Raw genomic sequence first — 19,343 nt, forward strand, 5'->3', positions numbered from 1 at the left:
GAGGCTTCCCCATGGCGTGCAGGCCGGCGCCGGGTGCACCCGGCGGCCCACGGCTGCCGTACGCCGAGCTGAGGAGGGGAACTCAAGTCATGGCACGGACGCGAGAACGGCGTCTGCGCTGGGTGGGGGGCCTGACCGCGGTGAGCTGTACCGCCGCACTTTCGGCCATCACCCTGCCCGCGCACGCCGCACCGGAGGGGCGGATACTCGGCGCCGGAGAGCCCGGTTCCGTCAGCGGGAGTTACCTGGTGACACTCAAGGGGGGAACGAAGGCTCCGTCGGCGACCGGAAAAGGCCTCGCCGAGAAGTACGGGGCGAGAATCAGCCATACCTACGGCACGGTACTCAACGGTTACGCGATCCGGGCCGACGAGAGACAGGCCAGGCGGCTCGCGGCGGACTCACGGGTCGCCTCGGTCGTCCAGGACACCCGGGTGACCCTGGAGAACACCCAGAAGAACCCGCCGTCCTGGGGCCTGGACCGCCTCGACCAGCCGAAGCTGCCGCTGGACAGGTCCTACACCTGGCCGGAGTCGGCGGGCGCCAGGACGACGGTCTACGTGATCGACACGGGCATCCGGATCTCCCACAAGGACTTCGGGGGGCGGGCGGCCTACGGCTGGGACTTCGTCGGGGGCGACAGATCGGCGGGTGACGGCAACGGCCACGGCACCCACGTGGCGGCCACCGTCGCCGGCACCAGGTACGGCGTCGCCAAGAAGGCGAAGGTGGTGGCCGTACGTGTCCTCGACAACAACGGCTCGGGCACGACCGCCCAGGTCATCGCCGGTATCGACTGGGTGACGAAGAACGCGCGGAAGCCGGCGGTCGCCAACCTCAGCCTGGGCGGCTATCACAACGCCCAGCTGGACGCCGCCGTCCGCACCTCCATCGCGTCCGGGGTGACCTACGCGGTCGCCGCGGGCAACGACGGTCTGCCGGCCGGGCTCTACTCGCCCGCCGGCGTGCCGCAGGCGATCACGGTCGGCGCGACCGACACGAAGGACACCCGGGCGGGCTTCTCCAATTACGGATCCGCCCTCGACCTGTTCGCACCAGGGGTCTCGATCACTTCCGCGGGCATCACGAGCGACACCGCCAGGGCGACCTACTCGGGTACGTCGATGGCGACCCCGCACGTGGCGGGCACGGCCGCGCTGTACCTCGCCGGCCACCCGAAGGCCACTCCGGCACAGGTTGGCAAAGCGCTGGTGAAGCTGGCGGCCACCGGGAAGGTGTCCGGTAGGGGGCTCGGTTCACCGAACAAAGTCCTGCAGATCCCTGGTTCCTAGGGGATGTGTCCGAACACCGGCCCCGTTCGGCAAGAACGGGGCCGGTTTTGTGTAAAGACATACGCGCGAGTAGTTAACAAAGTGCCGGATTGCCTACCCGAATAGGGTGGGAAGGCTCCTGCGGTACACGCCTCAGGTAGGTTCACCGGTACGCCACGCAGGACCCCCTCCCCACATCCATCCGCCCACCCAAAGTTGACGCGGACAGGAGCGGTCATGCCCGCCACGCACCACTCGTCAGCACCCCCGACGTCCAGCACCGACGCATCCACCACGCGTCCCCTCGACCCCGGCCCACCGCGCCAGGAGCGACCCTCCACACCAGCGGGACCGGCTCCGGCCATCGGGCGCATACCCGTCCTCGACGTCCGCCCGGTGGTCCAGCGCGGGCGCCGGCCCGCCAAGGCGGTCACCGGCGAGACGTTCGAGATCTCGGCCACCGTGTTCCGTGAGGGCCATGACGCGGTCGCCGCGAATGTCGTACTGAAGGATCCGGAAGGCCGCGCCGGACCGTGGACCCCCCTGCACGAACTGACCCCCGGCACCGATCGCTGGGGTGCCACCGTCACCGCCGGCAGCCCGGGTCTGTGGACCTTCACCGTCGAGGCCTGGGGCGACCCCGTCACCACCTGGCGGCACCACGCCCAGATCAAGATCCCGGCGGGCATGGACACCGAGCTGGTCCTGGAGGAGGGCGCCCGGCTCTACGAGCGGGCCGCCGCCGGCGTGCCCGACGACGGCCGCAACGGCGTGATCCTCGCGGCCATCCGCGCCCTCCGCGACGACACCCGGCCCGCCGCCGCCCGTCTCGCGGCCGCGTTGACGCCCGAGGTGGACGAGGTACTGGCGCGATACCCCCTGCGGGAGTTGATCACGGCGTCGGAGACGCTGCCGCTGCTGGTGGAGCGGGAGCGGGCGCTGTTCGGGTCGTGGTACGAGTTCTTCCCCCGCTCGGAGGGCACGCCGCAGCGGCCGCACGGCACGTTCCGTACCGCGGCGCGGCGGCTGCCGGCGATCGCGGCGATGGGTTTCGACGTGGTCTATCTGCCGCCGATCCACCCGATCGGCAGCACCTTCCGCAAGGGCCGCAACAACACCCTGTCCGCCGGTCCCGACGATGTGGGCGTGCCGTGGGCGATCGGCTCGCCGGAGGGCGGCCATGACGCGGTGCACCCGGACCTGGGCACGCTCGAGGACTTCGACTGGTTCGTGCAGGAGGCCGGGAAACTGGGTCTGGAGATCGCGCTGGACTTCGCCCTGCAGTGCTCGCCGGATCATCCCTGGGTGCACAAGCACCCGGAGTGGTTCCACCACCGCCCGGACGGCACCATCGCCTACGCGGAGAACCCGCCCAAGAAGTACCAGGACATCTACCCGATCGCCTTCGACGCCGACCTGGAAGGCCTGATCGCGGAGACGCTGCGGGTGCTGCGGCACTGGATGGACCACGGGGTGCGGATCTTCCGGGTGGACAACCCGCACACCAAGCCGGTGGTGTTCTGGGAGCGGGTGATCGCGGACATCAACGCCGGCGACCCGGACGTGATCTTCCTGGCCGAGGCGTTCACCCGCCCGGCGATGATGCACACCCTGGCCCAGATCGGCTTCCAGCAGTCCTACACCTACTTCACCTGGCGCACCACCAAGGAAGAACTCACCGAGTACCTGAGCGAGCTCTCCGGTGAGGCGGCCTCCTACATGCGGCCGAACTTCTTCGCCAACACCCCCGACATCCTGCACGAGTTCCTCCAGCACGGCGGCCGTCCCGCGTTCGCCCTGCGCGCGGTGCTGGCGGCGACCCTCTCGCCGACCTGGGGCATCTACTCCGGCTACGAACTCGCCGAGAACACCCCGGTGCGGGAGGGCAGCGAGGAGTACCTGAACTCGGAGAAGTACCAGCTCAAGGCCCGCGACTGGGACAGCCCCGACAGCCTCGCCCCCCTGATCACCCAGCTCAACACGATCAGGCGGGACAACCCGGCCCTGCGGCAGTTGCGCGACCTCCACTTCCATCACTCGGACAAGGATTCGGTGATCGCGTACTCGAAGCGGAGCGGCTCGAACACGGTTCTGGTGGTCGTGAACCTCGATCCGCACCACACCCAGGAGGCCACGGTCTCGTTGGACATGCCGCAACTCGGCCTGGAATGGCACGAGTCGGTGCCGGTGCGCGACGAGCTCACCGGCGAGACCTATCACTGGGGCAGGGCGAACTACGTGCGTCTGGAACCGGGCACTCGCCCCGCGCACATCCTCACCGTCCTGCGACCGTCCACCCCGCAGATCGGAGGGTCACCCACAACATGATCGTCAACGAGCCTGTCCACGACACCTTCGAGGACACCCCCGCCAAGGACCGGGACCCGGACTGGTTCAAGCGGGCCGTCTTCTACGAGGTCCTCGTCCGCTCCTTCCAGGACAGCAACGGCGACGGCGTCGGCGACCTCAAGGGGCTGACCGCCAAACTCGACTACCTGCAGTGGCTGGGCGTCGACTGCCTGTGGCTGCCGCCGTTCTTCAAGTCACCGCTCAGGGACGGCGGCTACGACGTCTCCGACTACACCGCCGTCCTGCCGGAGTTCGGTGACCTCGCCGACTTCGTGGAGTTCGTCGACGCCGCCCACCACCGCGGCATGCGCGTGATCATCGACTTCGTCATGAACCACACCAGCGACCAGCACCCGTGGTTCCAGGAGTCCCGCGCCAACCCCGACGGCCCCTACGGCGACTACTACGTGTGGGCCGACGACGACAAGCAGTATCAGGACGCCCGGATCATCTTCGTCGACACCGAGGCCTCCAACTGGACCTTCGACCCGGTCCGCAAGCAGTACTTCTGGCACCGCTTCTTCTCCCACCAGCCGGATCTGAACTACGAGAACCCGGCCGTGCAGGAGGAGATGATCTCCGCGCTGAAGTTCTGGCTGGACCTCGGCATCGACGGCTTCCGGCTCGACGCCGTGCCCTACCTGTACCAGGAGGAGGGCACCAACTGCGAGAACCTTCCGGCGACCCACGAGTTCCTCAAGCGGGTCCGCAAGGAGATCGACGCCTCCTACCCGGACACGGTGGTGCTGGCGGAGGCGAACCAGTGGCCGGAGGACGTCGTCGACTACTTCGGCGACTTCGAGAGCGGCGGCGACGAATGCCACATGGCGTTCCACTTCCCGGTCATGCCCCGCATCTTCATGGCGGTCCGGCGGGAGTCGCGCTACCCCGTCTCGGAGATCCTCGCCAAGACGCCGGCGATCCCGTCGAACTGCCAGTGGGGCATCTTCCTGCGCAACCACGACGAGCTCACCCTCGAAATGGTCACCGACGAGGAACGCGACTACATGTGGGCCGAATACGCGAAGGACCCGCGTATGCGCGCCAACATCGGCATCCGGCGGCGGCTCGCCCCCCTGCTCGACAACGACCGCAATCAGATCGAGCTCTTCACCGCCCTGCTGCTGTCCCTGCCCGGCTCGCCGATCCTCTACTACGGCGACGAGATCGGCATGGGCGACAACATCTGGCTCGGCGACCGCGACGCCGTACGCACCCCCATGCAGTGGACACCGGACCGTAACGCAGGGTTTTCCTCCTGCGACCCCGGGCGGCTCTATCTGCCGACCATCATGGACCCGGTCTACGGATACCAGGTCACCAACGTCGAGGCGTCGATGGCGTCGCCCTCGTCGTTGCTGCACTGGACCCGTCGGATGATCGAGATCCGCAAGCAGAACGCCGCCTTCGGCCTCGGCTCCTACACCGAGCTCCCGTCGTCGAACCCGGCGGTGATCGCGTTCCTGAGGGAGTACGAGGACGACCTGGTCCTGTGCGTGCACAACTTCTCCCGGTTCGCGCAGCCGACGGAGCTGGACCTGAGTGCCTTCAACGGACGGCACCCCGTCGAGCTGTTCGGCGGGGTGCGGTTCCCGGCCATCGGTGAGCTGCCGTACTTGCTGACCCTCGCCGGGCACGGCTTCTACTGGTTCCGGCTCCGCAAGGACGCCGCCTAGCCGACGAGGACCCGGGCGAGGCGGTTTCCACCGCCCCGCCCGGGGCACGCATCAGTAACACCCCGATCAGCCAGCCCGGGGAAAGGACGCCACGCCATGTCGGAAGCCGTCACCCGTACCGCCACGACAAGTCCAGGCCTCCTCGCCTCCCTTGATCCACTTCTGCGCGAGTGGTTGCCGCGGCAGCGCTGGTTCGCGGGCAAGGGGCGCCCGGTCACCGGGTTCTCGCTGGTGGCGGCCACCGAGCTGCTGCCTCCCACGGCCAAGCTCGGTCTGTACCACCTGCTGGTCCGCGCCCACCAGCCGCTCACCGTGGGCGCCCCGACGCACCCCGGGGACTGCTACCAGCTGCTCATAGGCCTGCGCGAGGCGCTGCCGCCCCGGCTGGCGCCCGCGCTGATCGGTCATGTCGAGGAGGGCCCGCTCACCGGCCGTACCGCGTACGACGCCCTCTACGACCCACTGCCCGCCGAACTGCTCCTGGAAGCGATCCGCTCCGGGACGCGGATCGGCGGGCTGTCTTTCGGGCGGGACCCGCAGCAGGAGATCCGGGAGGGGCTGGTGGCCCGGGTGATGACCGCCGAGCAGTCGAATTCGTCGATCGTCTACGGAGATACGTTCATCCTGAAACTCCTGCGCCGGATCGTGCCCGGCGTCAACCCCGACCTGGAGCTGCCGCTGGCCCTGGCCCGGGAGGGCTGCCCCCGGGTGCCCGCGCCGACGGGGTGGCTGCAGGCGGAGCTGGCCGCAGAGCCGTACACCCTCGCGGTGCTCCAGCCCTTCGTGCAGGGCGCTTCGGACGGCTGGGAGCTGGCCCTGCGGGAGCTGGCGAAGGGTGAGGACTTCGGCGCCGAGGCGCACGCCCTCGGGCGGGCCACCGCCGAGGTGCACACCGCGCTCGCCCGGGCGCTGCCGACCGTGACGCTGGGGCACCAGCAGCTGCAACAGCTCGTCGACGGCATGATCGAGCGGCTGGAGGCGGCCGTACAGGCGGTCCCCGCGCTCCGGCCGCACGCGCCGGGCCTGCACTCCGCGTTCACCGCGCTGGGTGATCTCGCCGCCGAGGGCAGCACCTGGACCGCCCAGCGCATCCACGGCGACCTCCACCTCGGCCAGTGTCTGCGCTCGGCGACCGGGCACTGGTCGCTGATCGACTTCGAGGGCGAGCCGTCCAAGTCGCTCTCCGAACGCCGGCTGCCGCAGCCCACGGCCCGGGACATCGCCGGGATGCTGCGCTCCTTCGACTACGCGGCACACTCGACCGACCTGCCGGTACAGGGCTGGGCGGAGACGTGCCGGGCCGCGTACTGTTCCGGATACGCCGAGGTCAGCGGCGTGGACCCGCGGACCGACCCGGTACTGCTGCGCGCGTACGAGACCGACAAGGCGATCTACGAGGTCGTCTACGAGGCCCGGCACCGCCCGGACTGGCTGCAGGTGCCGATGGCCGCGGTGGCGCGGTACGCGTCGTCCGACCTGATCTGACCCGACCTGACCTTCGCCGAGGAGGCTCCCCAGTGACCCCCCGCCCCACCCCCAGCGGTTCGGACCCGAAGAACTCGGCCGCGAAAGCGGCGAAGAGCGTGAAGAAGGCCGCGGAGAAGGCGGTGACCAAGAAGGCCGCCACGAAGAAGCCGGATCCGGTGGCCGAGAAGGCGCCCGCGAAGAAGGCCGTGGCGAAGAAGGCCGCCGAGAAGAACGCCGTCAGCAAGGCCGTCACCAAGAAGACCGCCGCGAAGACCGCGAAGAAGGGGCCCGCGAAGGCGAAGAAGGTCGCCGCACCGGTCCCGGCGTCGCCACCGGAGGTGGCCGCAGTGGTCCCGGTCTCGCCGGAGGTACCCGCCGTCGACCGCGACCGGCTGCTGTCGGGCACCCACCACGACCCGCACGGGGTGCTCGGCGCGCATCCGGTCCCCGGCGGGGTGGCCTTCCGGGTGTTCCGCCCGTACGCCCGGGCCGTCACGGTCGTGGCCGGGGACGTGCGGGCCGAACTGCACGACGACGGCGACGGCTTCTTCTCCGGCCTGCTGGCGCTGCGGGAGGTCCCGCCCTACCGGCTGCTCGTGGCGTACGAGGAGACGGTCCAGGACGCGGAGGACGCGTACGGCTTCCTGCCCGCGCTGGGCGACCTCGACCTGCATCTGATCGGCGAGGGCCGGCACGAGCAGCTGTGGACGGCGCTGGGCGCCCAGCCCATGACCCACCAGGGCGTGACGGGAACACGCTTCACGGTGTGGGCGCCGAACGCGCGCGGTGTGCGGGTGGCGGGCACCTTCAACTTCTGGGACGGGTCGGCGTTCGCGATGCGCTCGCTCGGCTCCACCGGCATCTGGGAGCTGTTCGTGCCCGGTGTCGGCGAGGGCGAGCTGTACAAGTTCGAGATCACCCGCCCCGACGGTTCGAAGACCCTGCGCGCGGACCCGCTGGCCCGCCGCACGGAGGTCCCGCCCAACACCTCCTCGATCATCCACGCCTCGCATCACGAGTGGGGGGACGGGGAATGGCTGGCCCGCCGTGCTGAGGGCGCCCCCGCGCACGAGGCTCCCTTCTCGGTGTACGAGATCCATCTGCCGTCCTGGCGCCCCGGCCTGACCTACCGTCAGCTCGCCGAGCAGCTCCCCGCGTACGTCAAGGACCTCGGCTTCACCCACGTCGAGCTGATGCCGGTCGCCGAGCACCCCTTCGGCGGCTCCTGGGGCTACCAGGTCACCGGCTTCTACGCGCCCACGGCCCGTCTGGGCACCCCCGACGACTTCAAGTACCTCGTCGACGCCCTCCACCAGGCCGGCATCGGCGTACTGATGGACTGGGTGCCGGCGCACTTCCCGCGCGACGACTGGGCGCTCGCCGAGTTCGACGGCCGCACCCTGTACGAACACGAGGACCCGCTGCGCGCGGCCCACCCCGACTGGGGGACGCTGGAGTTCGACTACGGCCGCCGTGAGGTCCGCAACTTCCTGGTGGCGAACGCCGTTTACTGGTGCGAGGAGTTCCACATCGACGGCCTGCGGGTCGACGCGGTCGCCTCGATGCTCTACCTCGACTACTCGCGCGAGCCGGGCCAGTGGGTCCCGAACGTGCACGGCGGCCGGGAGAACCTGGACGCGGTGGACTTCCTCCAGGAGATGAACGCGACGGTCTACCGGCGGGTCCCGGGCGTGGTGACGATCGCGGAGGAGTCCACGGCCTGGGACGGGGTCACCCGCGCGACGCACCACATGGGCCCGGGCGGCTTCGGCGGCCTCGGCTTCGGCCTGAAGTGGAACATGGGCTGGATGCACGACTCACTGGACTACATGTCCCATGAACCCGTGCACCGCAAGTACCACCACCACGAGATGACGTTCTCGATGGTGTACGCGTACAGCGAGAACTACGTCCTGCCCATCTCCCACGACGAGGTCGTCCACGGCAAACGCTCACTGGTCTCGAAGATGCCGGGCGACTGGTGGCAGCAGCGGGCCAATCTCCGCGGCTACCTGGCCTTCATGTGGGCCCACCCCGGTAAGCAGCTCCTCTTCATGGGCCAGGAGTTCGCCCAGGGCGCGGAGTGGTCGGAGGCGCACGGTCCCGACTGGTGGCTCCTGGACCCGGCGTACGGCGCGGAGGCCGACCACCGGGGCGTCCGCGACCTGGTCCGCGACCTGAACGTCGTCTACCGCCACACCCCGGCCCTCTGGCAGCGCGACACGGACCCCTCGGGCTTCCAGTGGATCGTGGGCGACGCGTCCGAGGACAACGTCTTCGCCTTCCTCCGCTACGACGCGGAGGGGTCCCCGCTCCTCGCGGTCTCCAACCTCTCCCCGGTGGTCCGCCCCAACTACCGCCTGGGCGCCCCGGACGACGTCCCGGCCTGGCTGGAGTCCCTGAACACCGACCTGGCCAAGTACGGCGGCGGCGACGTCACCAACCCCGACATCGTGAAGCCGGACCCCCAGGCCTGGCACGGCCGCCCGGCCAGCATCCAGCTGACGCTGCCGCCACTGGGGACGGTGTGGCTGCGGCCGGCGTAGCGCCGGCCGGGCCCGGGCCTCGGTGACCATGGCGGGACCTGTTACGGCTCGGTGATCCCTGAGACGGATGTGTCGGCCAGTGCCTTCGGCAACCGGCCCGTGTGCAGCACCCCCAGCCGCTGGGTCGCCCGGGTCAGCGCCACATAGAGGTCGCTCGTGCCGTACAGCCCCGGCTCGACCACGAGCACGGAGTCGAACTCGAGGCCCTTCGACTGGCGGGGGTCGAGGAGTACGACGGTCCGCGTCAGGTCCGGCTCCGCGCCCGCGGTCACCCCGTCGAGCCGGGCCGCCAGCCTGCGGTGCAGATGGCGCGGGGCGATGACCGCGAGCCGCCCCTCGGCGGGGGTCAGCTCCTTCACCGCCTCCGCGACCGCGCCGGGCAGGTCGTCGGTGGCGCGCACCCACGGCCGTACCCCTGTCGACCGCACCGAACTCGGCGGCTCGAACCCGGGGTCCGAGGCGCGCACCACGGCCGCCGCGAGCTCCATGATCTCGGCCGGGGTGCGGTAGTTGACGCCCAGCCGGGCGTGCTCCCAGCGGTCCTCGACGTACGGCTCCAGGATCTGCTGCCACGAACCCACGCCCGCCGCCTCCGCGGTCTGCGCCGGGTCGCCGACCAGGGTCATCGAACGGGTCGGGCTGCGCCGCATGAGCAGCCGCCAGGCCATCGGCGACAGCTCCTGCGCCTCGTCGACGATGATGTGCCCGAACGCCCAGGTGCGGTCGGCCGCCGCGCGCTCGGCGGCACTGCGGTGGTCGTCCTCCTCCTGCCGCTCGGCGAACCGCTCGGCGTCGATGATGTCGTGCGCGGACAGGACCTCGGAGTCCTCCTCGTCCTTGTCGTCGAACTCGTAGGTCCGCGAGGCGTACGACACGTCCAGCACGCCCTGCGCGTACGCGACCTGTGTCTCCCGCTCGCGCTCGGCCCGGGCCCGGGCCAGCCGTTCGTCGACGCCGAGGAGTTCGGCCGCCTCGTCGAGCAGGGGTACGTCCGCCACCGTCCACCCCCGGGTCACCGGGCGGCGGATGGCCGCCGCGTCCTCGTCGGGGAGGTAGCCGACCGGATCGGCGAGGAAGTCCGCGACCAGCCGCTGCGGGGTCAGACGTGGCCACAACTGGTCGATGGCGGCCCAGACTTCGGGGTTCTCGGCGAGCTCGTCGCGGATCTGCGTGATGTCGCTCGGGTCGAGCAGATTCGTGCCGTCGAACGGATCCGTGCCGATGCGTTCGGCGACCATGTCGGTGAGCGTGTTGAGGATGTGGCCCTCGAAGTGCTCACGGGCCGCGTTGTGCGGCAGCCGGGCGGCCCGGGTGCGCTCACGGGCGACTTTCACCAGACCGTCGTCCAGCATGAGGATCTCGCGGTCGTGCTCGATCGCGATCACCGGATCGGGCAGGGCCTGCCAGTCGCGTACGACGTCGGCGAGGACGTCCGCCATGGCGGCGCGCCCCTTCACCGCGGCCGCCGCGCGGCTGTCGGTCGCCGTCGCCTTCACACCGGGGAAGAGCTCCCCGACCGTCGCGAGCAGCACACCGGTCTCGCCCAGCGAGGGCAGCACCTCGCCGATGTAGCCGAGGAAGGCGGGGTTGGGGCCGACGATCAGCACGGCACGCTTGGCCAGCAACTCCCGGTGTTCGTACAGGAGATACGCGGCCCGGTGCAGGGCGACTGCCGTCTTGCCGGTGCCGGGTCCGCCCTCGACCACCAGCACCCCGCGGTGGGGTGCGCGGATGATCTCGTCCTGCTCGGCCTGGATGGTCTGCACGATGTCGCTCATGCGGCCGGTGCGCGCGGTGTTGAGCGCGGCGAGCAGCACGGCGTCGCCGGTCGGGTCCTCGTGGCCGGTCCGTTCCTGGTCGCCCAGGTCGAGGATCTCGTCGTGCAGGTCGGTCACCCGGCGGCCCTCGGTGCCGATGTGCCGACGGCGGCGCAGGCCCATCGGGGTGTGGCCGGTGGCCAGGTAGAAGGGGCGGGCGACGCCGGCCCGCCAGTCGATGAGGATCGGGGTGCGTTCGGCGTCCTCGGTGCGCAGTCCGATCCGGCCGATGTGATGGGTGGTGCCCGAGATGAGGTCGATCCGGCCGAAGCAGAGCGAGCCGTCGACCGCGTTCAGCGCCGCCAGCAACCCCGAGCGCTCGGCGACCAGGATGTCCCGCTCGAGGCGCGCCTGCATGGGGGTGTTGCCCTGGGCGAGCGCGTCCGTGACGGAGACCTCGGTGTCGCCGCGCAGGGCGTCCACATGTGCGTACAGCCCGTCGATGAATTCCTGTTCCTGCCGCAATTCATCGTCCGGAAAACCGGTGTTTGACAATTCCACTCCCGCCCGGATATACTGTGCTCACTGAGCCTCTTTGCGACCTAATGCATATGAAGTCGCGAATCATTGAATATACGCAGAGAAATCCCCCGAGCGCAATCGCTCGGGGGATTTCTCTGTATTGCGTCAGGTCACGAGACAGGTCACAGAACGTCCGTCAGCTCCTCCAGCAGCCGCCGCTTGGGCCTCGCCCCCACCATCGACCGCACGGGCTCCCCGCCCCGGAACACCATGAAGGTGGGCATCGACAACACCTTGTAGGCGTTCGTGGTCAGCGGATTCGTGTCGACGTCCAGTTGGACCACCTTGAGCCGCTCGCCCTCCTCCGCGGCGAGAGCCGTGAGCACCGGCTTCATCTGCCGGCACGGCGGACACCAGTCGGCGGTGAACTCCACCAGCACCGGCAGTTCAGAACCGAGCACCTCCGTCTCGAAGTCCGTGTCCGTCACCTCTGCCACACCCGCTGCCCTGATCACCTGTGGATCCCTCCCAGTTCGCACTGCGGCTCCGGACCCCCCGGAACCTCCGCGTCGGCGGCCAGCCCGTCCCGCGCCCGCTCGGCCCGCTCCAGCTGCTGCCCCACCTGGGCGCGCACGGACTGCAACTCGCCGATCAGCGCGTCCAGCTCACCGAGCTTGCGCCGGTAGACCGCGAGCGAGGCGGGGCACGCATCGCCCTCGGGATGACCGGCCCGCAGACACTCCACGAACGGCCGCGTCTCCTCCAGGTCGAACCCGAAGTCCTGGAGCGTCCGGATCTGCCGGAGCAGCTTCAGGTCGTCCTCGTCGTAGGTCCGGTATCCGTTGTGGCCGCGCCGCGCGGGCAGCAGGCCCCGCGCCTCGTAGTAGCGCAGCGTCCGCGTCGTGGTCCCGGCCCGTGCGGCCAGCTCGCCGATTCGCATGCCTACGAACGTAGTCCTTGACGCCGACGTCAAGGCAAGAGCGGTTTGCGCTGCACCGGCGAGGTCAGCACGATCGACGTCGTCGTGCGGCCCAGGGTGGAGACCTCTTCCAGGACGTCCTCCAGGTGGACGGTGTCCCGGACGGCCACCTTGAGGATCCAGCAGTCCTCGCCGACCACGTGGTGCACCTCGGTGATCTCGGGGCGCTCCATCAGCTCCAGGGTCCTGGGATGCCGCAGGTTGTAGCCGCCGTGCGGGCTGACCCGGATGAACGCCTGGATGCCGTAGCCGAGCCGGGCCGGGACCACATGGGCGCCGTAGCCGCTGATCACGCCCGCCGCCTCGAGCCGCCGCACCCGCTCGGTGACCGCCGCCGGGCTCAGCCGCACCCGGCGGCCCAGCTCACTGAGCTTGATCCGGCCGTCGGTCTGGAGGAGCTCCAGGATCTGCCGGTCCAGCGCGTCGAAGGCCACCGAGGTTTCATCGGCGGCGGTGCGCAGATGCCGTGGTTCTTTCGGTACTTCGGCCCGAACTCCCATGGCTCCCCCTTCAATACATGGACAGGCGCCGGGAGAATTATGGTCATGAAAACCCCACGCGAGGTACTGGTCATCGGTGGCAGCCGTTACTTCGGCAAGCGGCTGATCGCACGACTGCTGGCCGCGGGCGACCGGGTCACGGTCCTCAACCGGGGCTCGTCCGCACCCCCTCGCGGGGCGGTTCACCTGGTCGCGGACCGCGACGACGAAAGCTCGTTGCGCAGCACCCTGGGCTCCCGCACGTTCGACGTCGTCGTCGACCAGGTCTGCTACACCCCGCGCCAGGCGGCGGTCGCCCGCCGGGTCTTCGCCGGACGCACCCGCCGCTATGTGATGACCTCGACAGTGGAGGTGTACGAGTACGAGGACTCGATCGCCCTCGTGCGGGAGGACGCCGTCGACCCGGCGACCGTTCCCGTCGATCTCGGACTTCCCTGGGACGACCCCGAATTCCTCGACTCCCACTACGGAGAAGGAAAGCGACAGGCGGAATCCGTGTTCGCCGCCGACCCCGTATTTCCCTTGACGACCGTCCGCGTGGCCCACGTCCTGGGCGGGGACGACGACTTCACCGGACGGCTCGCCCATTACGTGGACCGTATCCGTACCGGCGAGCCCATCGCCGTCCCGGTGGACAACCAGCCCGCCACCTACATCCACGTCGAGGAGATCGCCGACTTCCTCGCCTGGACGGTGGGCCAGGACTTCACCGGCCCCGTGAACGCGGCCTCCCACGGGCTGCTGCGCACGGAGGAGTTGTGCAGGGCTGTCGCCGCGCACGTCCCCGAGGGGAAGACCGTCCTCCAGCCGGTCGAGCTCGGCGAGGTCTCACCGTTCTCCTTCACCCGCTCCTACGGCATGGACAACTACCGCGCCACCCGACTCGGCTTCACCTTCGCCGACGCCCGGCAGTGGCTACCACGGGCGGTGGCCGAGACACTCGCGCAGTGCGACTGACGGCCCGTCGTGGCGCGCGAGGTGGCGAACGGTCCGTCGTGGCGCGGGTGGCTGCAACTCCCCAGGGGCGCGGGGAACTTGGCCCTGGAGAATCGAATCTTCGCCGCGCTCGCGGAAGCCGGCTTCGACGACTTCACGCCCGCCCGGGCCCGGGTCATGCAGCGGATCGGCCCCGACGGCACCCGGCTGACGGAACTCGCCGAGCAGGCCCAGATCACCAAGCAGACCGCGGGCCTCCTGGTCGACCAGCTGGAGAAGACGGGCTACGTCACCCGCGTCCCGGACCCGACCGACAAACGGGCCGGCTGGTGTGCGGCGCGGCCAAGACGTGGGCGGCGAAGGAGGTCGCCGACGGGGTGGTCGCCGAGGTGGAGAAGGAGTGGGAGGAGCACCTCGGCAAGCGCCGTATGAAGCAGCTGCGCGAGGCACTGACGCTGCTCCGGGAGATCACCGACCCGTGGGCCTGACGACTCAGGGGTGCCGGGACCCGCGACCGGATGCGCTGAGCTCGCTCAGTCCGCCGGCCTCCTCCACCTCCAGCAGCGACGCGCTCTGCCGTTCCGCCTCGAAGGCCCGGTGGCCGCCGCGGAGGCCGAACAGGCGCTTGGACAGGAGGATGTAGAGGACGGCGAGGATGTTGAGGAACAGTGTGGCGATCTTCAACCAGCTGATGCGCTCGGTGAGTTCGTAGATCTCCAGCGGCAGGAAGGCGGCGGTCGCGACCACCGTCAGGTACTCCGCCCAGCGTTTGGCGTACCAGAGGCCGACCGCCTCGACGAGCTCGATGAGGGCGTACGCCAGCAGCAGCCCGGCCACGAGGACAAGGGTGTTGTGCCGGTACCCGAACGTCTTCTGGAAGGTGCCGACGACCGGCGAGTGGTCGAGGTCGTAATGGAAGTGCCTGAACACCGGCCGGAAGACGTCCAGATACTCGTCGAAGAGCCGGCGCACCGCGTCCTGGCTGTTGCTGAACTTCCACACCGCCACCGCGGCCAGCACGATGAACACCCCGCGTACCGCCCGCTCGATCGCGAGGAAGCGAAGGACGAACAGGTCCCTGAGCACGGTGCCGCGCGGCACGAGGGGCGCGTGGTCCGCGGGTCCCGAGCCGTGCGGCTCGCCGAGGGCGAAGTCGCCGCAGCGCAGACAGCGCCACGCCCCGCCCAGGGCGGTCTCGGCGTACAGCCGGTCCCGGAGGCGGGGTTCGTCCGGCGCGTACGTCACATGTCCGCGGCGCGCACAGGTGCGCCGGTCCCAGTCGATCTTCATCCCCCGTGTGCCTCCGATGGAAAAGCGTGCCGTCCGGGGACGGCACGCTAGTGGGGCCGGGTAAGAGTTGGGTGAGTCAGCGGGTGCCGACCAGCTCCTTCTCCTCCTCGTCCTGCGCAGCGGGCTCCGCGGACTTCCGACCGGGCAGCAGCACCGCGACCACCACCGTGCCGACGCCCAGCACGATCGCCCCGATCAGGCTGGTGTGCGCCACCGCGTCGGAGAAGGACGAGCCGACCGCGTCCGCCATCTGCCGGGCACCGGAGGCGAGTTGCCCGGCCTGCGCCTTCAGCTGGGCCGCCTGCTGGGGGTCGGCGGCCTGGGCGGCCTGCGCGGCGACCTGCTGGGCCTTCTCGCCGATGCCCTGCGCGACCGTGTATCCGGCGCCGACCGAGTCCTGCGCCGCGTCCAGCGTCGAGGCGGGGAGCCTGCTGCCGGCGGTGGCGTCGGAGAGGTGGTCCGCGTACGAGGTGGCCAGCAGCGAGCCGAGGATCGCGATGCCGAGCGAGCCGCCGAGCTCGATCGAGGTGTCGTTCACCGCGCCGCCGACGCCCAGTTCGGACTCGGGGAAGGCTCCCATGATCGCGTCCGTGGCGGGCGAGAGGGCGAGGCCGATCGCCAGGCCCAGCACCATCAAGGGCGCGACGAAATCGCCGTACGACGAACTCGCGTCGATCCGGGTGAGCAGGGCGAGGGCCGCCGTGCCGCCGACCATGCCCGCGGTGACCGTCCACTTCATACCGACCCGCGGGGTGAGGAACCCGGTCAGGGCCGAGCCGACGAAGACCGCGCCGGCCAGCGGCAGCATGCGCAGGCCGGTCTCCAGGGCGCTGTAGCCGAGCACGAACTGCAGGTGCTGGGTGAGGTAGTAGAAGGCGCCGAAGACGGCCAGGAAGAACAGGGCGACGGCGAGGTTGGAGCCCGCGAAGCCGCGGTCGGTGAAGCGGCGGACGTCGACGACGGGGCGCGGGTGGCGCAGCTCCCGGACGACGAAGAGCACCAGACCGACGGCCGCGATCCCGGCGGCGGCGAGAGCCTTGGCGTGCCAGCCGAAGTGCGGGCCCTCGATGATCATGTAGACCAGGGCGCCGATCCACACGACCGACAGCAGACCGCCGACGTAGTCGATACGACCGTGCTTCGCGGCCTTGGACGGCGGGACGAGGACGAGCGCGGCGACGACGGCGACGGCCGCGATCGGGACGTTGATCAGGAACGTGGACGTCCAGGCGTGGTGCTCCAGGAGCGCGCCCGCGACCAGCGGACCGGCCGCGATCGCCACCCCGGAGGTGGCGGTCCAGACGGTGATGGCCTTGGCGCGCTCACCGCGCGGGAAGGTCGCGGCGAGCAGGGACAGCGTGGCCGGCATGATCATCGCGGCGCCGGTGCCCATCACCGCGCGGGCCGCGATGACCGTCGTGGCGCTGTCGGCGAGGTAGCCGAGGACCGCGCCGCCGCCGAACACTCCGAGCCCGAGCAGCAGCGCCCCGCGGCGGCTGTACTTGTCGCCGATGGCGCCGAACAGCAGCATCAGCGCGGCGTACGGGACGGTGTAGCCGTCGATGACCCACTGGAGGTCGGCGCTGGACAGACCGAGGTCCTCGGTCATGTCGGGGGCCGCGACCGTGAGGGCGGTGTTCGCCATCACGATGATCAGCAGACTGAGGCAGAGGACGAGGAGTGCCCACCAGCGGCGGGCGTAGGGGCGCTCCATCTTCTCGACCGGTTCGGTCATGACGAGTCGCATGGCAGGGGTGGCCTTCCTCAGCAGACTTGCACAGTGGTGTGCATTTACTCAATGCTGTGCAATGTACGCCTGCTGCACAACCATGTGCAAGTTCAGCCGGGAGGGGCACAATGACGCCCATGACCACGGGCCACTCACCTCGCGCCGAAGCCAACCGCCGCCACATCCTCGATGTCGCACTCGCCGAGCTGCTGCGCGACCCCGACGCGTCCATGGACCAGATCGCGCGCGCCGCGGGTGTCGTACGACGGACCGTGTACGGCCATTTCCCCAGCCGTGAGGCGCTGATCGGCACGCTCGTCGACGGGGCCGTGGAGGCGGTGGCGGCCGCCGACGCGGCGGGCCGCGAGGGGATCGACGATCTGGCGCAGGCCGTGGCGGGCTCCGTGCTCGAGGTCTGGAAGGTCGCCGACCGCTATCGCATCCTGGTCGCACTCGCCCAGCGCAGCGTCACCATGGAGGGCATCATCGAGCGGCTCACCCCCGTGCGCCAAGCGTCCACCGAACTCCTCCAGCGCGGCCTGGACGAGGGCGTCTTCGTCTCACCGCTGCCCGCGCCCGCGCTGGCGTACGTCCACGAGCAGATGATGTTCGCGGTGATGGAGGCGGTGAACCACGGGCTGCTGGACGCGCAAGAGGCGGGCCGCTCCGCCGCGGTCACCGTTCTGACCGCGGCGGGCGTACCCGCCTCTCTGGCCACCGCGCTGGTGGCGAAACTGAGCGACTGAGCTGTTCTTCGGGGAGTGGGTCCGGGCGGCCGAGCTACGGGGGAGTACTCGGCCGCCCGGGGCGGGAGCCGGGCCCGGGTTCAGGTCGGGCCCGGCTCGGCTCTGTGTGGCCGTACGGCCACCGGCGTCCGGCCGCTCAGGCCTTGGCCAGCTCCTTCTCGCCGCCCTGCTCGGGGATGTCCGCCGAGACCTCGTCGTCGTCGTGGTCGAGGAGCGTCTTCTCGTCGAAGGGCAGGTGACCGGCGAGCACCTGGTCGACGCGCTCGCGGTCGATCTCCTTGGTCCAGGTGCCGATCAGGACGGTGGCGACGGCGTTGCCCGCGAAGTTGGTCAGGGCGCGCGCCTCGCTCATGAAGCGGTCGATGCCGACGATCAGGCCGATGCCGTCCACCAGCGCGGGCTTGTGCGACTGGAGACCGCCGGCCAGGGTCGCGAGACCGGCGCCGGTGACACCGGCGGCGCCCTTCGAGGCGACGAACAGGAAGAGCAGCAGCGGGATCTGCTCACCGATCGACATCGGCGTGCCCATGGCGTCGGCGATGAACAGCGAGGCCATGGTCATGTAGATCATGGTGCCGTCGAGGTTGAACGAGTAGCCGGTCGGGACCGTGATGCCGACCACCGGCTTGCTGACACCCAGGTGCTCCATCTTCGCGATGAGCCTCGGCAGCGCGGACTCGGAGGACGAGGTCGACAGGATCAGCAGGAACTCACGGCCCAGGTACTTGAAGAGCGTGAGGATGTTCAGGCCCGCGATGATCCGCAGGAGGGTGCCGAGCACGACGATGACGAACAGGAAGCAGGTGATGTAGAAGCCGACCATCAGGAGCGCGAGGTCCTTGAGCGCGTCCACGCCCGCCGATCCGACGACCGCGGCCATCGCGCCGAAGGCGCCGATCGGGGCGGCCCACATCACCATGGCGAGGACCCGGAAGACGAGCCGCTGGATGTGCTCGACACCGCGCAGGACCGGCTGTCCGACCGAGCCCATGGCCTGCAGGGCGAAGCCGACGAGCAGGGCGATCAGCAGGGTCTGGAGCACCTCGCCCTCGGTGAAGGCGGAGACGAAGGTCGTCGGGATGATGCCGAGCAGGAACTCGGTGGTGTCCTTGGCCTCCGCGTCGACCTGCGCATGGCCGACGTCCTTGACCGCGTCGGTCACGGCGAGGCCGGTGCCCGGGTCCAGGATGTTGCCGACGACCAGGCCGATGCCCAGCGCGACCAGCGACATGATCGTGAAGTAGAGAAGCGCGATACCGCCGACGGCGCCGACCTTGGCGGCCTTCCGTACCGATCCGATACCGAGCACGATCGTGCAGAAGATGATTGGCGAGATCATCATCTTGATCAGGTTCACAAAGCCGGTACCGATGGGCTTGAGCTCCACGGCGAAGTCGGGCGCGACCAGGCCGACCGTGATACCGAGGGCGACCGCGACGATCACCGCGATGTAGAGGTAGTGGGTGCGGTCCTTTTTGACTGCGGGTGCCGTATCGGGGGTGCTGGCGGCCACGGCTGCCCTCCTTGACGTCTTCGTCGGCATGACCGGCGTGCGGCTCACGTCCGGGCTTTTGA

At 69.9% G+C, this 19,343-nt stretch carries 15 protein-coding genes and 1 pseudogene; 9 read left to right on the plus strand and 7 right to left on the minus strand.

Annotated features, from left to right (window positions below; translation table 11 throughout):
- The first annotated feature begins 89 nt into the window (after nucleotides 1-89).
- The 5 genes from M2157_RS15935 to glgB all read left to right on the plus strand — a co-directional run bounded on the left by M2157_RS15935 (nucleotide 90) and on the right by glgB (nucleotide 9,309).
- The gene (locus tag M2157_RS15935) at nucleotides 90-1,292 is read left to right on the plus strand and encodes a S8 family peptidase (protein ID WP_280862487.1); all 1,203 of its coding nucleotides are present in this window, start codon (nucleotides 90-92) and stop codon (nucleotides 1,290-1,292) included.
- A gap of 216 nt (nucleotides 1,293-1,508) precedes the next feature.
- Complete coding sequence (locus M2157_RS15940; protein ID WP_280862488.1) at nucleotides 1,509-3,599, plus strand: alpha-1,4-glucan--maltose-1-phosphate maltosyltransferase; 2,091 nt, start codon at nucleotides 1,509-1,511, stop codon at nucleotides 3,597-3,599.
- A complete protein-coding gene (gene treS, locus M2157_RS15945; RefSeq protein ID WP_280862489.1) occupies nucleotides 3,596-5,296 on the plus strand; it encodes a maltose alpha-D-glucosyltransferase in 1,701 nt (566 codons plus the stop codon). The genes M2157_RS15940 and treS overlap by 4 nt, the downstream gene beginning before the upstream one ends.
- A 96-nt stretch (nucleotides 5,297-5,392) precedes the next feature.
- Nucleotides 5,393-6,781, plus strand: coding sequence for a maltokinase (locus tag M2157_RS15950; RefSeq protein ID WP_280865553.1), 1,389 nt, complete (start codon nucleotides 5,393-5,395; stop codon nucleotides 6,779-6,781).
- A 32-nt stretch (nucleotides 6,782-6,813) separates the two neighbouring features.
- Entirely contained in the window at nucleotides 6,814-9,309 is a 2,496-nt protein-coding gene (glgB, locus tag M2157_RS15955; RefSeq protein WP_280862491.1) for a 1,4-alpha-glucan branching enzyme, read from the plus strand.
- Between the two features lie 41 nt (nucleotides 9,310-9,350).
- Here glgB and M2157_RS15960 read toward each other — a convergent pair whose 3' ends face one another.
- The 4 genes from M2157_RS15960 to M2157_RS15975 form a co-directional block, all read right to left on the minus strand.
- Entirely contained in the window at nucleotides 9,351-11,639 is a 2,289-nt protein-coding gene (locus tag M2157_RS15960; RefSeq protein ID WP_280868210.1) for a UvrD-helicase domain-containing protein, read from the minus strand.
- 131 nt (nucleotides 11,640-11,770) lie between these two features.
- Nucleotides 11,771-12,103: a thioredoxin family protein gene (locus M2157_RS15965; RefSeq protein WP_280862492.1), complete on the minus strand. Its 333-nt coding sequence runs from the start codon at nucleotides 12,101-12,103 to the stop codon at nucleotides 11,771-11,773.
- Nucleotides 12,100-12,528: a MerR family transcriptional regulator gene (locus tag M2157_RS15970; protein ID WP_059211407.1), complete on the minus strand. Its 429-nt coding sequence runs from the start codon at nucleotides 12,526-12,528 to the stop codon at nucleotides 12,100-12,102. Before M2157_RS15970 ends, M2157_RS15965 begins: the two co-directional genes overlap by 4 nt.
- A 29-nt stretch (nucleotides 12,529-12,557) precedes the next feature.
- Nucleotides 12,558-13,067, minus strand: a complete 510-nt coding sequence (locus M2157_RS15975; RefSeq protein WP_280865554.1) for an Lrp/AsnC family transcriptional regulator — start codon at nucleotides 13,065-13,067, stop codon at nucleotides 12,558-12,560.
- Between the two features lie 45 nt (nucleotides 13,068-13,112).
- Here M2157_RS15975 and M2157_RS15980 point away from each other — a divergent pair, with 45 nt between their 5' ends.
- From M2157_RS15980 to M2157_RS15990, 3 genes and pseudogenes are all read left to right on the plus strand, one after another.
- Nucleotides 13,113-14,024, plus strand: a complete 912-nt coding sequence (locus M2157_RS15980) for an NAD-dependent epimerase/dehydratase family protein (RefSeq protein ID WP_280865555.1) — start codon at nucleotides 13,113-13,115, stop codon at nucleotides 14,022-14,024.
- A 156-nt stretch (nucleotides 14,025-14,180) separates the two neighbouring features.
- Nucleotides 14,181-14,267 (plus strand): annotated as a pseudogene (locus M2157_RS15985) (MarR family transcriptional regulator); the annotation flags it as partial.
- A 65-nt stretch (nucleotides 14,268-14,332) separates the two neighbouring features.
- Complete coding sequence (locus M2157_RS15990) at nucleotides 14,333-14,491, plus strand: hypothetical protein (protein WP_280863876.1); 159 nt, start codon at nucleotides 14,333-14,335, stop codon at nucleotides 14,489-14,491.
- Nucleotides 14,492-14,495: 4 nt separating this feature from the next.
- On the opposite strand, the gene M2157_RS15995 is transcribed toward M2157_RS15990, so the two are convergent.
- Both M2157_RS15995 and M2157_RS16000 read right to left on the minus strand, forming a co-directional pair.
- Nucleotides 14,496-15,293, minus strand: coding sequence for a DUF2127 domain-containing protein (locus M2157_RS15995; RefSeq protein ID WP_280862496.1), 798 nt, complete (start codon nucleotides 15,291-15,293; stop codon nucleotides 14,496-14,498).
- 76 nt (nucleotides 15,294-15,369) lie between these two features.
- Complete coding sequence (locus M2157_RS16000; protein WP_280865556.1) at nucleotides 15,370-17,040, minus strand: MFS transporter; 1,671 nt, start codon at nucleotides 17,038-17,040, stop codon at nucleotides 15,370-15,372.
- Nucleotides 17,041-17,150: 110 nt separating this feature from the next.
- On the opposite strand from M2157_RS16000, the gene M2157_RS16005 reads away from it, so the two are divergent.
- Entirely contained in the window at nucleotides 17,151-17,768 is a 618-nt protein-coding gene (locus M2157_RS16005; protein ID WP_280862498.1) for a TetR/AcrR family transcriptional regulator, read from the plus strand.
- A gap of 136 nt (nucleotides 17,769-17,904) precedes the next feature.
- Here the strand turns inward: M2157_RS16005 and M2157_RS16010 are convergent, their stop codons facing one another.
- A complete protein-coding gene (locus tag M2157_RS16010; RefSeq protein WP_280863781.1) occupies nucleotides 17,905-19,311 on the minus strand; it encodes a cation:dicarboxylase symporter family transporter in 1,407 nt (468 codons plus the stop codon).
- Between the last annotated feature and the right edge of the window lie 32 nt (nucleotides 19,312-19,343).

The sequence above is a fragment of the Streptomyces sp. SAI-127 genome (assembly GCF_029894425.1).
GTDB lineage: Bacteria > Actinomycetota > Actinomycetes > Streptomycetales > Streptomycetaceae > Streptomyces.